Origin of the sequence: Actinobacillus lignieresii (assembly GCF_900444945.1) — a bacterium.
Taxonomy (GTDB): domain Bacteria; phylum Pseudomonadota; class Gammaproteobacteria; order Enterobacterales; family Pasteurellaceae; genus Actinobacillus; species Actinobacillus lignieresii.
Map to the genome: position 1 here is coordinate 271,030 of NZ_UFRM01000001.1, position 14,618 is coordinate 285,647.

The following is a 14,618-nucleotide window of genomic DNA, read 5'->3' on the forward strand; positions in this document are numbered from 1 at the left end:
AAGGAGAGATTGTTATGGTAGATCGTTTAAAGATAGATACGTTGGAAGATGCATTTTATTCATTAGAAGAAACCATTAAACAGCTTTCGGATTTAGCGTGGTTTACTCAACAAAAATGGATTGTTCAAGATACCTTAATTGCCGGTGCGATTCAGAAATTCGAATTCGTTTATGAACTCAGTTTAAAAATGATGAAACGCCAATTACAACAAGAAGCGATTAATAACGATGATGTCGGTGGATACGGTTTCAAAGATATTTTACGTGAAGCGTTACGTTTAGGAATAATCAATGATATGAGCAAGTGGGTGGAGTATCGAGATATGCACAATATCACTTCGCACACTTATGACCAGCAAAAAGCGGATGCCGTTTATAGCCGAATAAGTGATTTTCTTGAACAAAGCCGTTTTTTAGTAGAGCAATTACGCCGGAGAAACCAAGATGATAAGTGATTACAGCCTTGATATTCAGCCTGAAGAATTACGCATCGTAAAAGAAATTCTACAAAAATATGTACCGAATTTAGCGGTATGGGCGTTCGGTTCACGAGTCAAGGGCACTGCTAAAAAATATTCCGATCTTGATCTTGCCATTATTACGGATACACCCTTAACTTTTTTAGAAAGTGATCATTTGCGAGAAGCCTTTTCAAAATCGGATTTAGTGTGGAAAGTCGATATTGTCGATTGGGCAAACACAAGCGAAAGCTTCAGGAAGATTATTCAGCAACGTTATGTTGTGATTCAATAAACCCATAACCTACGAGAGTGATAGATTTTAATCTATTGCTCTCTCATTTTTTAGTTTTATGTCGAAGTTAGTTAGAGTGGCATTACCCGTGCCGTTACATCGTTATTTTGATTATTTACTGCCGCCTTTTTTGTCGGCGGTCAAAGGCGTGCGTGTTGAAGTGCCTTTCGGTAATCAAACGAAAATCGGCGTGGCGGTGGATTTCCCTGAAACAAGCGATGTGCCTGAAGATAAGCTAAAACCGATTAAAGCGGTATTAGATTTAGAACCGATCTTTGACGAAGAAATTTGGACACTGCTTCGTTGGGCGGCTCGTTATTATCATGCGCCTATCGGCGAAGTGGCGATCAATGCTTTGCCGGTTAAATTACGTAACGGCGATAGTACCGAAAGATCGCAACCGGATTACTTTACTGTTACTGAGGCAGGGCGAGCAGCATTGCTCTCGGGTGAGAACAAGCGGGCCAAAAAACAGCAAGATTTACTGGCGAAACTGGCAGAAATTGCAAATTTTTTTGAAAAACCGGCCGCTTGTAGTCAATCGGCTTGGAAAGGGCTATTGGAAAAAAACTATATCGAACCGGTTAATGTGCCGTTTGAGCCGCAACATTGGCAAAAAAAATTGCAAAATCGACCGCTTGTAAACTTACATAATCGATTAGTGTTGAATAAACAGCAAAGCTTAGTGGTGAGCCGTTTAACGGTACAAAACGGTTTCGAAGCTTTTTTATTAAATGGCGTAACCGGTTCGGGCAAAACCGAAGTGTATTTGCAAGTGATCGAAGAGGTGTTAAAGCGAGGCGAGCAAGTATTGGTGTTAGTGCCGGAAATCGGACTGACCCCGCAAACGGTACAACGATTTAAAGCCCGTTTTAATGTTGAAATTGACGTGCTGCATTCGAATATGAATGAAACCGAGCGCTTGAATGCTTGGTTGCGAGCAAAAAACGGTGAAAGTGCGATTATCATCGGCACGCGTTCGGCATTGTTCAGCCAGTTTGAGAAATTGGGTTTAATCATTATTGATGAAGAACACGATAGTTCTTTCAAACAACAAGACGGCTGGCGTTATCACGCAAGAGATTTGGCAATTTTACGGGCAAAAAATTTACATATTCCGATTATTTTAGGATCTGCAACGCCAAGCTTAGAAAGCGTGCAGAATGCTCAAAACGGCAAGTTTATCGAACTATCTTTAACTGCCCGTGCCGGTAATGCTCAACAGGCGAAACAGCAACTGATTGATTTAAAAACGCAGCGTATTACCGCCGGACTTTCCGACCGCTTATTAGCGATGATGAAACAGCATTTAGAGCAAGGCAATCAGGTGATGTTGTTTTTAAATCGCCGCGGCTTTGCGCCGGTTTTGCTCTGCCATGAGTGTGGCTGGATGTGTGAATGTAACGCTTGTGAAAAGCCTTACACTTATCATCAGAAACAGAAAATCTTGCGTTGTCATCATTGTGCTTCACAGCGAGTGATCCCTCGCCAGTGCGGGCATTGCGGCTCAACCAATCTGATTACCACCGGAGTGGGGACGGAGCAGTTGGAGCAAGTGTTAAGTGAGCAATTCCCAACTTACCAAATTAGCCGTATCGACCGAGATTCCACCACTCGTAAAGGAGCATTGGAAAATCACTTAAATGATATCCGAGAAGGTAAAAGCCAAATCCTGATCGGTACGCAAATGTTAGCGAAAGGGCATCATTTCCCGAATGTTACATTGGTGGCGATTGTAAATGTGGATTCGGCATTGTTTTCGACCGATTTCCGTGCGGAAGAACGTTTGGCACAGCTTTATGTGCAAGTGGCAGGACGTGCCGGACGGGAGGAAAAGCAGGGCGAAGTGGTGTTACAAACGCATTATCCGGAACATCCGTTGCTCAAGACTTTGTTAGAACAAGGTTATTTGGCGTTTGCACAAGAAGCGTTAAAAATGCGTAAAGTGATGGGCTTGCCGCCGTTTGCTGCGCAAGTATTGCTACGAGCAACCGGCAAAGATAATCAGCAAGTAGTAAATCTTTTGCAAAATTTGACCGCTTATTTTCAGCAAAAATGTACGGAACTCGGTTTGCAAGATATCCAGCTTCTACCGCCTTTTTCCGCCCCGATGGCAAAAAAAGCAGGGCATTATCGCTGGCTGTTATTAATTCAACATCGCTCAAGAGGCATATTACAACAGTTGATCGATCAATTTGATTTGGATAAAGCCAATTTAGGCTTACAAAATAATATTCGTTTAACCTTAGATATTGATCCGCAAGAAATCGGCTAACAACGGATTCATACAACAAGCGGTCTGATTTTCCATATTTTTTACAAAAAATAACGAAAATCAGACCGCTTAATAATGTATGTTATTTTTCTTTCCAATAGCCTAGCCATTCTTTTAAAGAAAGCATTATGCTGTCCATTGCACCGGATTGCGGAATAAAATAGGCAAAATTAATGTATTCTTTTGGGGTTACGCCGTGTCCTATACTCGCCGGAAGCACTTCAAATCCTTGTTTTTCAAATAACATTTTGGCACGTTTCATATGCCATTGATTGGTGACTAAAATAATCTTATTAATACCCTCTTTCGCTAATAGCTCACGTGAAAATTGAGCGTTTTCTTTGGTGGTTTTGGCTTTTTCTTCCAGCCATTGAGTCGGTACGCCGAAGAAATACTGAAACTCATTCGCCATGGTTTTAGCTTCGGACGTGCCGTTCGGGCTACTACCGGTAATCAGTAGCGGTAGCTGCGTTTCTTTTTGCAAATAAGCGGCGTAACGCATTCGCTCTAATGCCTGATTGCCGACGGCGATTGGGTTATAGATTTCTTTGCTATCTCGCACACCGCCGCCTAATACTACAATCGCTTGCGCTTTTTTATAATCTTCTAAAGTCAGATTGTCTTCAGTGACAAGCGAATCGGTTAATTTGGTTGCGACATAAGGGGTGCTGAACAGATAAAGCGAACCGATACCTAAAAAAGCTAAACCGTAGCTGATTTTTTTTAAATTCAACCAATAGCAAATTAATGAAAAAAGCCAAATAACCGCAATATTAAAGGGCGGAAGTGCGATAGCGGTCAGAATTTTGCCGAGATAAAACATAAGAAAGCCTCTAAAAATTTTTGCGTATTTTGCTTGATTTATTGATAGAATGCACACTTTATTTTTCTTAAGTTTTTGAGTGGAACTTGCCGCATTTTACTCTGTCCAAATGCCACATTTGCCAGTAACTCGGTCTTACTCAATAGGCTTTATTTATGAACGAAACACTTTTAGCTCTAAAACAACAATTACAAAAAATTGAAACCCTCATTTTAGATAAAAATGATGTACTGTATTTTGACTATCCTCTGCATTTAAATGTAGGGGATTTATTGATCTATGCCGGTACGGAACAGTTTTTTAAGGACTATAATCTTAATATTCGTCTTCGCCGTAGCCTACAAGGCTTTGATGTGAAAGAAGCGAAAAAATTCGTCACGCCGAATTCAACGATTCTTTGCCACGGCGGCGGTAATTTCGGCGATATTTATCCTTCTATTCAAAAAATGCGAGAAGATTTGGTTAAAGCTTTTCCGAATAATCGCATTATTTTATTACCGCAAACCGCACATTTTTCAAGTCAAGAAGCAATGCAAAAATCGGCGGCAATTTTTGCCGCACACAAAGATTGCCATTTATTTGCGCGTGATATTAAAACCTTTGAAATGATGAAGTCTCATTTCTCCGATAAAGTGCAACTTTCTCCGGATATGGCGCATCAGCTTTACGGGCATTTGCCGCAGAAAGAAATCGCTCATTCGGGTAAGACGCTGTATTTCTTGCGTAAAGATGTGGAAAAAAGCCATATTGAAGCGGAAGTTCAAGCAACATTACCAAACTTGGATCACGTAAAAGATTGGGACGATATTCTGTTACCAAGCGATATTAAATTTGAATTATGGTGCAGCCGTTTATCAAAATTGGCAACTAAATTCAATTTAGGTTTTGTGAAGAATAAAATTAACGATTTGTGGTATCGACACGCACTGGATGTGATTCGTCGCTGTCAAGACGTGTTCCTCGGTTATGATCGCATTGTGACCAGTCGTTTACACGGGCATATTTTTTCCTGCTTATTAGGGTTGCCGAACGAAGTTTGCGATAACTCCTACGGAAAAAACACCGGTTATTACAACCAATGGACAAAAGATATTGATTATGCCAAAACCTATCAACATTAGCGGTAATCTGGTTAAACTGATTGCGGTAACCGTCTTGAGTATGGGGCTTACCATGGTAAGTTCTTTTATTTTGGCGCATATGCTCTCGGTACAAGATCGCGGTACTCATCAGTTGTTTATTACCGCCGTTTCTTATGTCGTTACGATTGCAACCGGCGGGGTTGGGTTTGCATTAGCACTTTCCATGCGTAATAAACAATATTTGCATTGGAAACGTTATTTTATTGCCTTTCTTGCTTTTGCCGTGATTGTGGCGAATGTTGCAATGCTACTGTTTGATTTTACCGCTTACGATGGACTTTTTATCATTAATGTCGTGCTGACGGCAATTCTGACAATGACCTTGGAGAAAAGTAAAATTGATCCGAAGATGAAAGTTTATCGTATCTTAACTTTGCAACAACCGATTTTATTAGTGGCGATTTACGGCTCGGCTTATTGGTTGTTCGGCGAGCAGGAATTTAAGGTCGTACTTTATCTTTTAATCTTATTCAGTTCCATTCAAGCGATCGCTTGTTTGTTTTATCTGGCAAAAATCGATAAATCCTTTAAAAATAAGAATGAAGTCAGTGAAATTGATCGTAAGTTTTTCCTGAAAACTTGGGGCAAGCAAAATTTATTACAAATTTTCGGCGCTACCACTTCAAGCTTGGATAAATTTTTGATTATGGCGTTTATGGGTAATTACGTACTCGGGCTTTATACGGTATGTATCGCTTTCGATTCGCTGATGACTAAATTTATCAATATGTTGGCGGATTACTATTATTCGGGATTATTGAATAATTTAAACCGCATTAAAGCGGTATTGGCTGTTGTTGCCTTAATGAGTGTCGGCGCAATTGTGTTAGTACCGTTACTTGCCGAGCCGGTAATTAGCTTTTTCTTTAGTAGTAAATATGTTGAAGTGGCGGACGTATTGATTTGGTTTATTATCAATTCTATCTTAGCCGGGCTTTCTTGGATTCTCTCGCAAAATATGTTGCTGTTAGGCAAACAGGTCTTGCTGTTTACCCGCCAAATTTTGTCGATTGCAGTCTTTGTCGGATTATTCTATTTACTGCGTGATGAGCAGTTATATGGTGTGGCGTATGCCTTTATCGGCGGTAGCTTAACACGTCTGATAATTTCAATTATTTACTACTTTAAATACCCTGTAATACAAACTACGGTAGAACCAAAATGAAAAAATTTCTTATCTCTCTCGATAAAGACATACAACGCAGAGAGCTTTTCTTTTCCCAAGCGGATACGGCCGACTTTACGGTATTTAGTGCAATTAATACGATGAATGTCGAGCAAAGCGAACTTGAACAGCGTTTTGACTTTGCTAAATTTGAACAACGTTACGGGCGTAAAGTCACTAAAGGTGAAATCGGTTGTACGATGAGCCATTTAGGTGTGTACGAATTAATTGTCAATGACGAAATGATTAATGAAGACGATTATGCACTGGTATGTGAGGATGACTGTTTATTTGCGGTGAATTTTCAGCAAAATTTGACCGCTTTACTTAATGAAAAGCTCAATGCGGATATCGTATTAGTCGGTCAATCGAAAATTCTCAGTTTTGATGATACGGAATTAGCGATTAACTATCCGACTACTTTTCGTTTTCTGCAAAAGAAAATCGGCGAAACCGAATATCGTTATGCTTATCCGTATAAAAACTATTTTGCCGGCACGGTGGCTTATTTAATTAAAAAATCGACCGCTCGTAAGTTTTTAGCACAAAAAGCAGCGACATTACCGTTTTGGTTGGCGGACGATTACATTTTATTCGGTCAGCAATTTGCGATTAATACTTTAGTCGTTCGTCCGCTGATGGCGATTGAGAACCCGGATTTAGTCAGTAATTTGGAAAACTTACGCGGTTCGATTTCAAATAATATGTTCAAAAAAGTATTAAAATTTCCGCTTAAAAAATTGTTAGCGATTAAGAGAAACTTATAAATGACGGCATTGATTAACCTTTTTTATATTTATGATCCGTGGTTTTTCCATGTAGTCCGAATGAGCTTATTAACCGGCTTTTTAGCGTTATTATGGTTAGGCTATAAATGGTATAACAAAACCCAAAAAAGTTTCGTAGTACCGGTCGATAGCTTAATCGCTTGTATCGCATTAATCGGTTTATCGGTTATTCCTCTGCTAATTAACGGCACGCGAGAGTTAGGCGTAATCAGTATGTACGTTAAATTATTGATTGCCTTTATTTTCGGTATTGTGATTTACAACCTGCTCTATCAAACCGAACAAGGAAAATCGCATTTAATTCGAGATCTGAAAATTGGAATCGGTGTACAGGCAACCATCGGTTTCTTAGCATTATTGGGCATAGCCTTATTTATTGAATTGGCATTAAATACTAATGCCGAAATGCGCGGACATTTAAGCCGCTTTATCGGTTCGGAGCAGGAATATCGTTTATATAACTTAACGTCTTCGGCATTTTTCCCGTTAAGTATTTTCTATATGTTGTTACTGCATTTTTTATTGGCATATCATCATAAAACGGAAAAATTAAATGCGGTTTACGTATTTCTATTGTTGTTTATCGGGCTGATTGCCGGACGTACGTTCCTGACGTTTTCAATTGTGAGTTTAGTACTGTATTTTCGTCGTCATTACCTTACGGCTGTTATTGCGTTTGCTGCGGTTGTGTTGTTTTTAGCTTATAACTATCCGACTCACCCTTATGTAGAACACGCCCTCGAACCGGTAATCAACTTAATTAATGGTGGTGATCGCCTAAGTTCTTCAACCGACACGCTAATGAATAAGCATCTATTTATGCCGGAAGTGAAGCAATTAATTATGGGTGACGGTCAATATTATGTAAACGGTGGCAGTTATTACGGTGGTTCGGATTCCGGCTTTATTCGCCAAGCATTATATGGCGGTGTCGGCTATATTTTCGTGTGCTTTATCTTTACCGCATATTTTGTTAAACGAGTGGCAGATAATTGGTTAAACGGCAGCTGGAAATTTACGCTTTCCACTTTAGCATTATTGAGCGTATTGAATATTAAAGCGGATACTTACGCTTATCCGGGCATTATGTTCGTCTTGTTAATGTTCTTATCTTTGTTCGGAACAAGCGGTCGAATTAAAGTATTTTTTAACAAAAATAGCGAGGCAAAAAATGTTTAGTATTATTGTGCCTTCTTACAATCGTAACCAAGAAATCCCGGCATTATTAGAAAGCTTGACTAAACAAACGCTACAAAATTTTGAAGTGATTATCGTCGATGATTTTTCTCAACAACCGGTTACGGTAACGCAAGCGTATCCTTTTACAGTCAAAGTGATCCGTAATAATCCGAATAAAGGGGCGGCAGGTAGCCGTAATGTTGGGGCGGAACACGCAAGTTATGAATGGCTACTATTCCTTGACGACGACGACCATTTTGCCGATCAAAAATGTGAAGTCTTAGCACAAGAGATCGCACAACATCCACAGGCAAATTTTATCTACCATCCGGCAGAATGTTTGATGGTAAACGAAGGATTCAGCTATGTGACGAAGCCGCTTCCAAGTGAAAAATTGAATTTAGATGCGATATTACTTGCTAATAAAATCGGTGGTATGCCGATGTTAGGCATTAAAAAATCGTTCTTTTTTGAATTGGGCGGTTTAGCGACCGATTTAAAATCGTTGGAAGATTATGAGTTTGTATTGAAAGCATTATCCAACCCGAATTTTTCGCCCTTATTTGTCGATCAACCGCTTAGTATTTGTGGTTTTCATACCAAACGTGCCAGCGTTTCGACCAATACGACTAATACCGAATTGGCATTGGCGGCAATTCGACAAAAATATGTGCAAACGGATACTCAAGCGGCAAATTTTGCAATGAACTCGCTGTATATTTTAGCTTACCCTTATGCAATGAATCTTTCTCGTCAAGCGGCAAGTTATTATTTGCAAATGTTCAAACGTAGCCATAGCTTAAAACATTTGATTATTGCAATGGTTACATTTATTTCGCCAAAATTGGCAATTAATATGAAAAGGTTTATTTAATGAAATTCTCTGTTTTAATGTCTTTGTATATCAAAGAAAATCCGCAGTTTTTAAGAGAATGTTTTGACAGCTTAAAAGCACAAACTCGACTGGCTGATGAAATCGTGGTGTTATTTGACGGAAAAGTTACACCGGAATTAGATGCGATTGTAGTGGAATACGAACAACAGCTTCCGATTAAAGCGGTGCGTTTTGAGCAAAATCGCGGTTTAGGTAAAACCCTGAACGACGGCTTAAATTATTGCTCGCACGAATGGGTTTTTCGTATGGATACCGATGATATTTGCTTACCGGAACGTTTTGAAAAACAGGTGGCTTTTATCGAGCAAAATCCGGATACGATTATTTTTGGCGGACAAATTGCCGAATTCGGAGAGAATATTCAAGATATTGTTGCTTATCGAAATGTACCGACTAAAGCGGAAGATATTGTAAAATTTACCCGCTTGCGTTGTCCGTTTAATCATATGACGGTTGCTTATAAAAAATCCGCAGTTCAAGCGTGCGGCGGTTATCAAGATTTACAAGAAGACTATAATCTTTGGGTAAAAATGGTGGCAAACGGCAATAATGTGGCGAACTTAGCCGATTTATTAGTCTATGCTCGAGTAGGCAACGGCATGGTAAGCCGCCGTCACGGTTGGAATTATTTCAAAAGCGAATGGCGTTTAATGAAGCTGAAAAACGAATGTAAAATTCATGATCCTTTAACCGGATTCGTCATTTTCTTAATGCGAGGTTTGCCGAGAATTTTACCGCTTGCGGCTCTTAAAGCGATTTACGGTTTAATGCGAAAATAGTAAAAAGGCGTATCCAATGATACGCCTTAATTTTTTATTGATTACGTAGAATCTCGTTCATTAATTGCAAATCAATATGGCAATAACCGTTCGGATTCTTGTCTAAATAATCTTGATGATATTCTTCCGCCGGGAAATAATGTTCTAGCATCATATTTTCTACCGCAAGCGGCTCTGCATATTGTGCTTGTAAATCGGCAAGTGCTTGATTGATAACAGGTATGTCTTGCGGATCAACATAATAAATCCCGGTACGATATTGAATGCCTTTATCCGCACCTTGTTGGTTTACACTTACCGGATCAATCACTTTAAAATAGTAATCTAATAATTTTGCTAGGCTGATTTTATCCGCATCGTAAGTCACTTTTACTACTTCCGCATGACCGCTGCCGGCACACACTTCTTGATAACTCGGGTTTTCAGTATTGCCGTTCGCATAACCTGATTGTGCATCAAGCACTCCGTTAATACGTTGCATAAAGGCTTCCGTACCCCAAAAGCACCCGCCCGCCAAATAAATTTCTCGAATGTTCGCCATATTTTCTCCTGTTTGTAAAATTTTCACGGAATCAGACCGCTTGTATTAAGTTTTCATAGCATATAGTGATTTATCCGAGAGTACAAGGTGTTAGTTGCTCTTGGCTTTTTTATTTCTTAATGATTTCATTAGTATCGGAAGCAGAAGTAATCCCGAAAGGCTATATTAATTTTGTCTATTATCATTCTACAACCCAGCGCAATGGGGATAGCATAATGCTTTCCCTAAAAGAATGGTTGAGCTATTGAAAGGCTTCTATATCGTTATTTTATAAGGGCATATAACCCCCTATTTTATGTCCTTTTTCTTTGATTTATCTCTTCTAAACCTACATCATTTTTCATATCTTATTTACCTTAATTTGTTAAATAAATTAATAGTAGAATATTTAATGAAACAGTGTTTTAATTTTTTTAGTGATCTATGTCACAAATTGTGAAATATTAGATTGAAACAGATAAAGTCATAGTTATAATTGCGATTAATTCAAATTAAAAACTACTAGGAGTTAATTATGGATATTTATCAAAATTTTCACCCAAATGATGCAAAGCATTACGATACCCAACGTTTAAGAAAAGAATTTTTAAAAAGTGATCTTTTTAAAAAAGGGGAAATATCTATTTTATATAGTCATATAGATAGATTAGTTGCTATCGGAGCCTGTCCTGAATCAGTACTTAAACTAGATGATGTAATTGATAAGAAAGCATTTGGTACTAATTACTTTCTAGAACGCAGAGAATTAGGAATCGTAAATTTAGGCTCTAAAGTAAAAGTAAGCTGTTCTTCAGGAGAGTTCATTTTGGAATATCTTGACGCACTTTATTTAGGAAAGGGTACTGAGAATATTGAATTTACAGCATTAGAAGACTCCGAAGCTTATATTTATTGTTTAAGTGCTCCGGCTCATCACTCTTATCCAAATAAGCTGATTACGAAAAATGATGCTCGTAAAGTACCTTTAGGCAGTCAAGAAAATGCGAATAAAAGAGTAATTAATCAATATTTACATCCGGATGTTTTAGATACATGCCAACTATGTATGGGAATTACTCATCTAGATGAAGGAAGTATATGGAATACTATGCCGGCACATACGCATGAAAGACGTATGGAAGCTTACCTCTATTTTAATGTAAAACCATCACAAGTAGTATTTCATTTCTTGGGAGAACCTCAAGAAACAAGACATATTGTTGTAAGAGATAAACAGCTGATTATTTCTCCAAGTTGGTCAATCCATTCCGGATGTGGGACACAAAATTATAGTTTTGTATGGGGAATGATTGGTGAAAACCAAACTTTCGACGATATGGACTTTGTCGATATGAACGATATTCAATAAATTTTGGGCGAAGGAGCTTTTTATGAAAACTTTCAAATCTTTTACAAAATCAGCAACATTTCTTGCAGTATTAAGTGCAACTTTTTTAGCAAACCAGGCCTATGCGGCAACTGAATTAAAAGTTGCATTTAACCAATCCAAACAACATCCTCAATATCAAGCATTAGAGGATTTAAGCAATAAATTCGAAAGTGCAACACAGGGCAGATATAAACTAACCATTTATCCAAATGAGTTATTAGGCGATCAGCGTGCAAGTTTAGAACTGGTACAAAACGGTGCGATTCAACTTGCGGTTGTAGCAAATCCATTAGTTGAAAACTATGATAAAACTTTTTCTGTATTAGCATTACCTTATCTTTATAAAAGTACAGCACATCAGAAAAAAGTGTATAGCTCAGACATTTTAGATCCTTTATTTTCCTCAACTTCAAAATTCGGTTTTAATGTTTTAGCTGCTTATACTGCTGGTGCTAGAAGTATCTATACTAAAGATAAATCGGTTACAACTAAAGAAGAGTTAAAAGGTAAAAAAATCCGAGTTTTACAATCGGATACGATGTTAAAAACATTAGCTTGTATGGGCGGAACAGGTATGCCAATGAGCCAAGGTGAAGTATATACGGCAATTCAACAAGGTGTGTTAGATGGTGCAGAGAATAATGAAATTACTTATGCAGATCTAAAACATTATGAAGTTGCTCCATTTTTTTCTAGAACACAGCATTTACGTGTAGCCGACTTATTAGTAATTAGTGATATGGCACTTTCTACAATGTCATCGGAGGATCAAGCTACTTTACGCAAATTGGCGAAGGAAAGTATCACAACAGAATTTGATCTTTGGGATAAACAAATTCTTGAGTCTGAAAAACTTGCAAAAGACAAAGGCGCAACCTTTATTGAAGTCGATACAACAATCTTTAGAAATGCTTGTCAAGACGTTCAAAAAGATTTAATCAAATCGCCGGAGCAAAAGGAACTCTTCGATAAAATAACTAATATTTCCGAATAACTTTATATAACTCGGTTAAATTATGTTTAACCGAGTTTACTAATTAAAGGAATAAAATATGCACAATCTTGAACAGAAATCTCTACTTTATTATCTGGAAACTACAAAGAAATTTATTGACTACATTATATCATCTATATGTATTTTTATTGTTGGCTTAATGACTATCTTAGTGACATATCAAGTAGTTGCCAGATATCTGTTTAATAGCCCGAGTAATATTAGCGAAGTACTTTCTCGTTATCTATTTATTTGGTTAATTCTTTTTGGTGGAGCTTATGTGTTTGGTCTAAGAGAACATATGTCTATTGAATTTTTGAAAAATAAATTTTCGGAAAAAACACAAATTATTTTAGATATGTTTTCGGAATTTACTATTCTTACATTTGTAGTAAGTATTATGATTTATGGTGGTTTTAATGCGTCAGTAAGACAAATGTTTCAAGTAGACTCCGCATTAAATTTACCTATAGGCGTCATCTATTCAGCAATACCTATTAGTGGAGCAATCACTATTTTTTATTTTATTTACAATGAATTTAAATTATATAGCAAATTAAAAGAATTAAATAATTAAATTTTAATGAGGTAATATTATGGATACTGCAACTCTTGCTGCTCTCATAATGTTCTTAGGAACAATTTTTTTCTTAATTATAGGCACTCCTATAAGTGTTAGTATTGGCATATCTTCTTTTGCTGCAATGTTATCTATCTTACCTTATCAAGGGGCTGTGATTACTTCCGCACAAAGAATATTCGTAGGCTTAGATTCTTTTGCTTTGGTCGCGATTCCTTTCTTTATTCTTGCCGGGAATATTATGAATAGTGGAGGTATTGCGATTCGATTAGTTAATTTATCAAAGTTAGTTAGTGGATGCTTACCCGGTTCATTAGCCCAAACTAATATTGTTTCAAATATGCTATTTGGCTCAATTAGTGGTTCTGGTGTTGCATCGGCAGCCGCAGTAGGCGGTATTATGTCTCCGATACAAGCAAAAGAAGGCTATGATCCAAGATATAGTAGCGCAGTAAATATTGCTTCTGCTCCGACCGGAATGTTAATTCCACCAAGTAATACTTTAATTGTATATGCAACTATTGCCGGAAGTGTATCTGTTTCTGCTTTATTTATGGCTGGGTATGTACCGGGAATTCTATGGGGATTAGCAGTAATGCTTGTTGCCGGTTTTATGGCGAAGAAACGCGGCTATACAACTAAACAAAAAATGACGAATATGGAGCGTTTAAAAGTCATTATTGATGCATTACCTAGTTTATCGCTTGTAGTGATTGTTATCGGTGGTATTTTAGCCGGGGTGTTTACCGCTACGGAATCATCAGGTATTGCAGTAGTTTATTCATTGATATTGAGTTTATGTTATAGAACACTAGATCTTAAAGCGTTACCTAAGATCTTTTTAGATACTGCTAAAATGTCGGCAATTGTAATTTTTATGTTAGCGACATCATCAATTATGTCTTGGGTAATGGCATTTACTCAAATTCCTAACGCAATTGCTAGCGGCTTATTATCATTAACTGATAATCCTATATTAATCCTATTATTAATAAATATTATTTTATTATTTGTCGGAACATTTATGGACCCGACTCCGGCAGTATTAATTTTTACACCAATCTTCCTACCTATTTGTGTAAGTTTAGGCATGAGCCCAGTACAATTCGGTATTATACTTGTATTTAATTTATCCTTAGGTACTATTACTCCACCAGTTGGACCAATATTATTTACCGGATGTAAAGTAACAAATATTAATATTGAAAGCGTCGTTAAGATTTTAATCCCATACTTTATCGCAATATTTATTGTTCTGATGTTAGTAACTTATATTCCTAGTGTGTCAATGTTATTACCAGAATTAATGGGGCTGGTCGGATAAGAAATCTTAAA

15 protein-coding genes are annotated in these 14,618 nt (G+C 37.6%); 13 read left to right on the forward strand and 2 right to left on the reverse strand.

Annotation, left to right across the window (positions count from 1 at the left end; translation table 11 throughout):
- Positions 1 to 14: 14 nt before the first annotated feature.
- The 3 genes from DY200_RS01230 to priA are packed head-to-tail and all read left to right on the forward strand — an operon-like array spanning position 15 to position 3,028.
- Positions 15 to 455, forward strand: a complete 441-nt coding sequence (locus DY200_RS01230; protein WP_115586606.1) for an HI0074 family nucleotidyltransferase substrate-binding subunit — start codon at positions 15 to 17, stop codon at positions 453 to 455.
- A complete protein-coding gene (locus DY200_RS01235) occupies positions 445 to 753 on the forward strand; it encodes a nucleotidyltransferase family protein (RefSeq protein ID WP_115586607.1) in 309 nt (102 codons plus the stop codon). Before DY200_RS01230 ends, DY200_RS01235 begins: the two co-directional genes overlap by 11 nt.
- A gap of 58 nt (positions 754 to 811) precedes the next feature.
- A complete protein-coding gene (gene priA, locus DY200_RS01240) occupies positions 812 to 3,028 on the forward strand; it encodes a primosomal protein N' (RefSeq protein WP_244924165.1) in 2,217 nt (738 codons plus the stop codon).
- Between the two features lie 82 nt (positions 3,029 to 3,110).
- On the opposite strand, the gene DY200_RS01245 is transcribed toward priA, so the two are convergent.
- Positions 3,111 to 3,851: a YdcF family protein gene (locus DY200_RS01245; RefSeq protein ID WP_115586609.1), complete on the reverse strand. Its 741-nt coding sequence runs from the start codon at positions 3,849 to 3,851 to the stop codon at positions 3,111 to 3,113.
- A gap of 155 nt (positions 3,852 to 4,006) precedes the next feature.
- Here DY200_RS01245 and DY200_RS01250 point away from each other — a divergent pair, with 155 nt between their 5' ends.
- The 6 genes from DY200_RS01250 to DY200_RS01275 are packed head-to-tail and all read left to right on the forward strand — an operon-like array spanning position 4,007 to position 9,799.
- Positions 4,007 to 4,972, forward strand: a complete 966-nt coding sequence (locus DY200_RS01250) for a polysaccharide pyruvyl transferase family protein (RefSeq protein WP_012263070.1) — start codon at positions 4,007 to 4,009, stop codon at positions 4,970 to 4,972.
- A complete protein-coding gene (locus DY200_RS01255; RefSeq protein WP_115586610.1) occupies positions 4,950 to 6,158 on the forward strand; it encodes a lipopolysaccharide biosynthesis protein in 1,209 nt (402 codons plus the stop codon). Before DY200_RS01250 ends, DY200_RS01255 begins: the two co-directional genes overlap by 23 nt.
- A complete protein-coding gene (locus DY200_RS01260; RefSeq protein WP_115586611.1) occupies positions 6,155 to 6,925 on the forward strand; it encodes a glycosyltransferase family 25 protein in 771 nt (256 codons plus the stop codon). Before DY200_RS01255 ends, DY200_RS01260 begins: the two co-directional genes overlap by 4 nt.
- Positions 6,926 to 8,125, forward strand: coding sequence for a hypothetical protein (locus DY200_RS01265; protein WP_115586612.1), 1,200 nt, complete (start codon positions 6,926 to 6,928; stop codon positions 8,123 to 8,125).
- A complete protein-coding gene (locus DY200_RS01270) occupies positions 8,118 to 8,999 on the forward strand; it encodes a glycosyltransferase family 2 protein (protein WP_115586613.1) in 882 nt (293 codons plus the stop codon). The genes DY200_RS01265 and DY200_RS01270 overlap by 8 nt, the downstream gene beginning before the upstream one ends.
- Positions 8,999 to 9,799, forward strand: coding sequence for a glycosyltransferase family 2 protein (locus DY200_RS01275; RefSeq protein WP_115586614.1), 801 nt, complete (start codon positions 8,999 to 9,001; stop codon positions 9,797 to 9,799). Before DY200_RS01270 ends, DY200_RS01275 begins: the two co-directional genes overlap by 1 nt.
- 34 nt (positions 9,800 to 9,833) lie before the next feature.
- Here DY200_RS01275 and msrA read toward each other — a convergent pair whose 3' ends face one another.
- On the reverse strand, positions 9,834 to 10,340 hold the full coding sequence (gene msrA / locus DY200_RS01280) for a peptide-methionine (S)-S-oxide reductase MsrA (RefSeq protein ID WP_115586615.1): 507 nt from the start codon (positions 10,338 to 10,340) through the stop codon (positions 9,834 to 9,836).
- A gap of 514 nt (positions 10,341 to 10,854) precedes the next feature.
- Between msrA and kduI the strand changes: the two genes are divergently transcribed.
- Genes kduI through DY200_RS01300 form a run of 4 tightly spaced genes read left to right on the forward strand, consistent with a single transcriptional unit; the run spans position 10,855 to position 14,607 of the window.
- Entirely contained in the window at positions 10,855 to 11,688 is an 834-nt protein-coding gene (kduI, locus tag DY200_RS01285) for a 5-dehydro-4-deoxy-D-glucuronate isomerase (protein ID WP_115586616.1), read from the forward strand.
- Positions 11,689 to 11,710: 22 nt separating this feature from the next.
- Positions 11,711 to 12,703 (forward strand): TRAP transporter substrate-binding protein, encoded by a 993-nt coding sequence (locus tag DY200_RS01290; RefSeq protein ID WP_115586617.1) that lies wholly within the window; start codon positions 11,711 to 11,713, stop codon positions 12,701 to 12,703.
- A 58-nt stretch (positions 12,704 to 12,761) separates the two neighbouring features.
- Complete coding sequence (locus DY200_RS01295) at positions 12,762 to 13,280, forward strand: TRAP transporter small permease (protein ID WP_115586618.1); 519 nt, start codon at positions 12,762 to 12,764, stop codon at positions 13,278 to 13,280.
- A 19-nt stretch (positions 13,281 to 13,299) separates the two neighbouring features.
- Positions 13,300 to 14,607 carry a TRAP transporter large permease gene (locus tag DY200_RS01300; protein WP_115586619.1) on the forward strand — a complete coding sequence of 436 codons (1,308 nt, stop codon included), beginning with the start codon at positions 13,300 to 13,302 and terminating at the stop codon, positions 14,605 to 14,607.
- Positions 14,608 to 14,618 lie beyond the last annotated feature (11 nt).

Coding starts and splice junctions, on each gene's coding strand:
- DY200_RS01230 (WP_115586606.1), top strand. CDS start 15: ATGGTAGATCGTTTAAAGATAGATACGTTGGAAGATGCATTTTATTCA.
- DY200_RS01235 (WP_115586607.1), top strand. CDS start 445: ATGATAAGTGATTACAGCCTTGATATTCAGCCTGAAGAATTACGCATC.
- priA (WP_244924165.1), top strand. CDS start 812: ATGTCGAAGTTAGTTAGAGTGGCATTACCCGTGCCGTTACATCGTTAT.
- DY200_RS01245 (WP_115586609.1), bottom strand. CDS start 3,851: ATGTTTTATCTCGGCAAAATTCTGACCGCTATCGCACTTCCGCCCTTT.
- DY200_RS01250 (WP_012263070.1), top strand. CDS start 4,007: ATGAACGAAACACTTTTAGCTCTAAAACAACAATTACAAAAAATTGAA.
- DY200_RS01255 (WP_115586610.1), top strand. CDS start 4,950: ATGCCAAAACCTATCAACATTAGCGGTAATCTGGTTAAACTGATTGCG.
- DY200_RS01260 (WP_115586611.1), top strand. CDS start 6,155: ATGAAAAAATTTCTTATCTCTCTCGATAAAGACATACAACGCAGAGAG.
- DY200_RS01265 (WP_115586612.1), top strand. CDS start 6,926: ATGACGGCATTGATTAACCTTTTTTATATTTATGATCCGTGGTTTTTC.
- DY200_RS01270 (WP_115586613.1), top strand. CDS start 8,118: ATGTTTAGTATTATTGTGCCTTCTTACAATCGTAACCAAGAAATCCCG.
- DY200_RS01275 (WP_115586614.1), top strand. CDS start 8,999: ATGAAATTCTCTGTTTTAATGTCTTTGTATATCAAAGAAAATCCGCAG.
- msrA (WP_115586615.1), bottom strand. CDS start 10,340: ATGGCGAACATTCGAGAAATTTATTTGGCGGGCGGGTGCTTTTGGGGT.
- kduI (WP_115586616.1), top strand. CDS start 10,855: ATGGATATTTATCAAAATTTTCACCCAAATGATGCAAAGCATTACGAT.
- DY200_RS01290 (WP_115586617.1), top strand. CDS start 11,711: ATGAAAACTTTCAAATCTTTTACAAAATCAGCAACATTTCTTGCAGTA.
- DY200_RS01295 (WP_115586618.1), top strand. CDS start 12,762: ATGCACAATCTTGAACAGAAATCTCTACTTTATTATCTGGAAACTACA.
- DY200_RS01300 (WP_115586619.1), top strand. CDS start 13,300: ATGGATACTGCAACTCTTGCTGCTCTCATAATGTTCTTAGGAACAATT.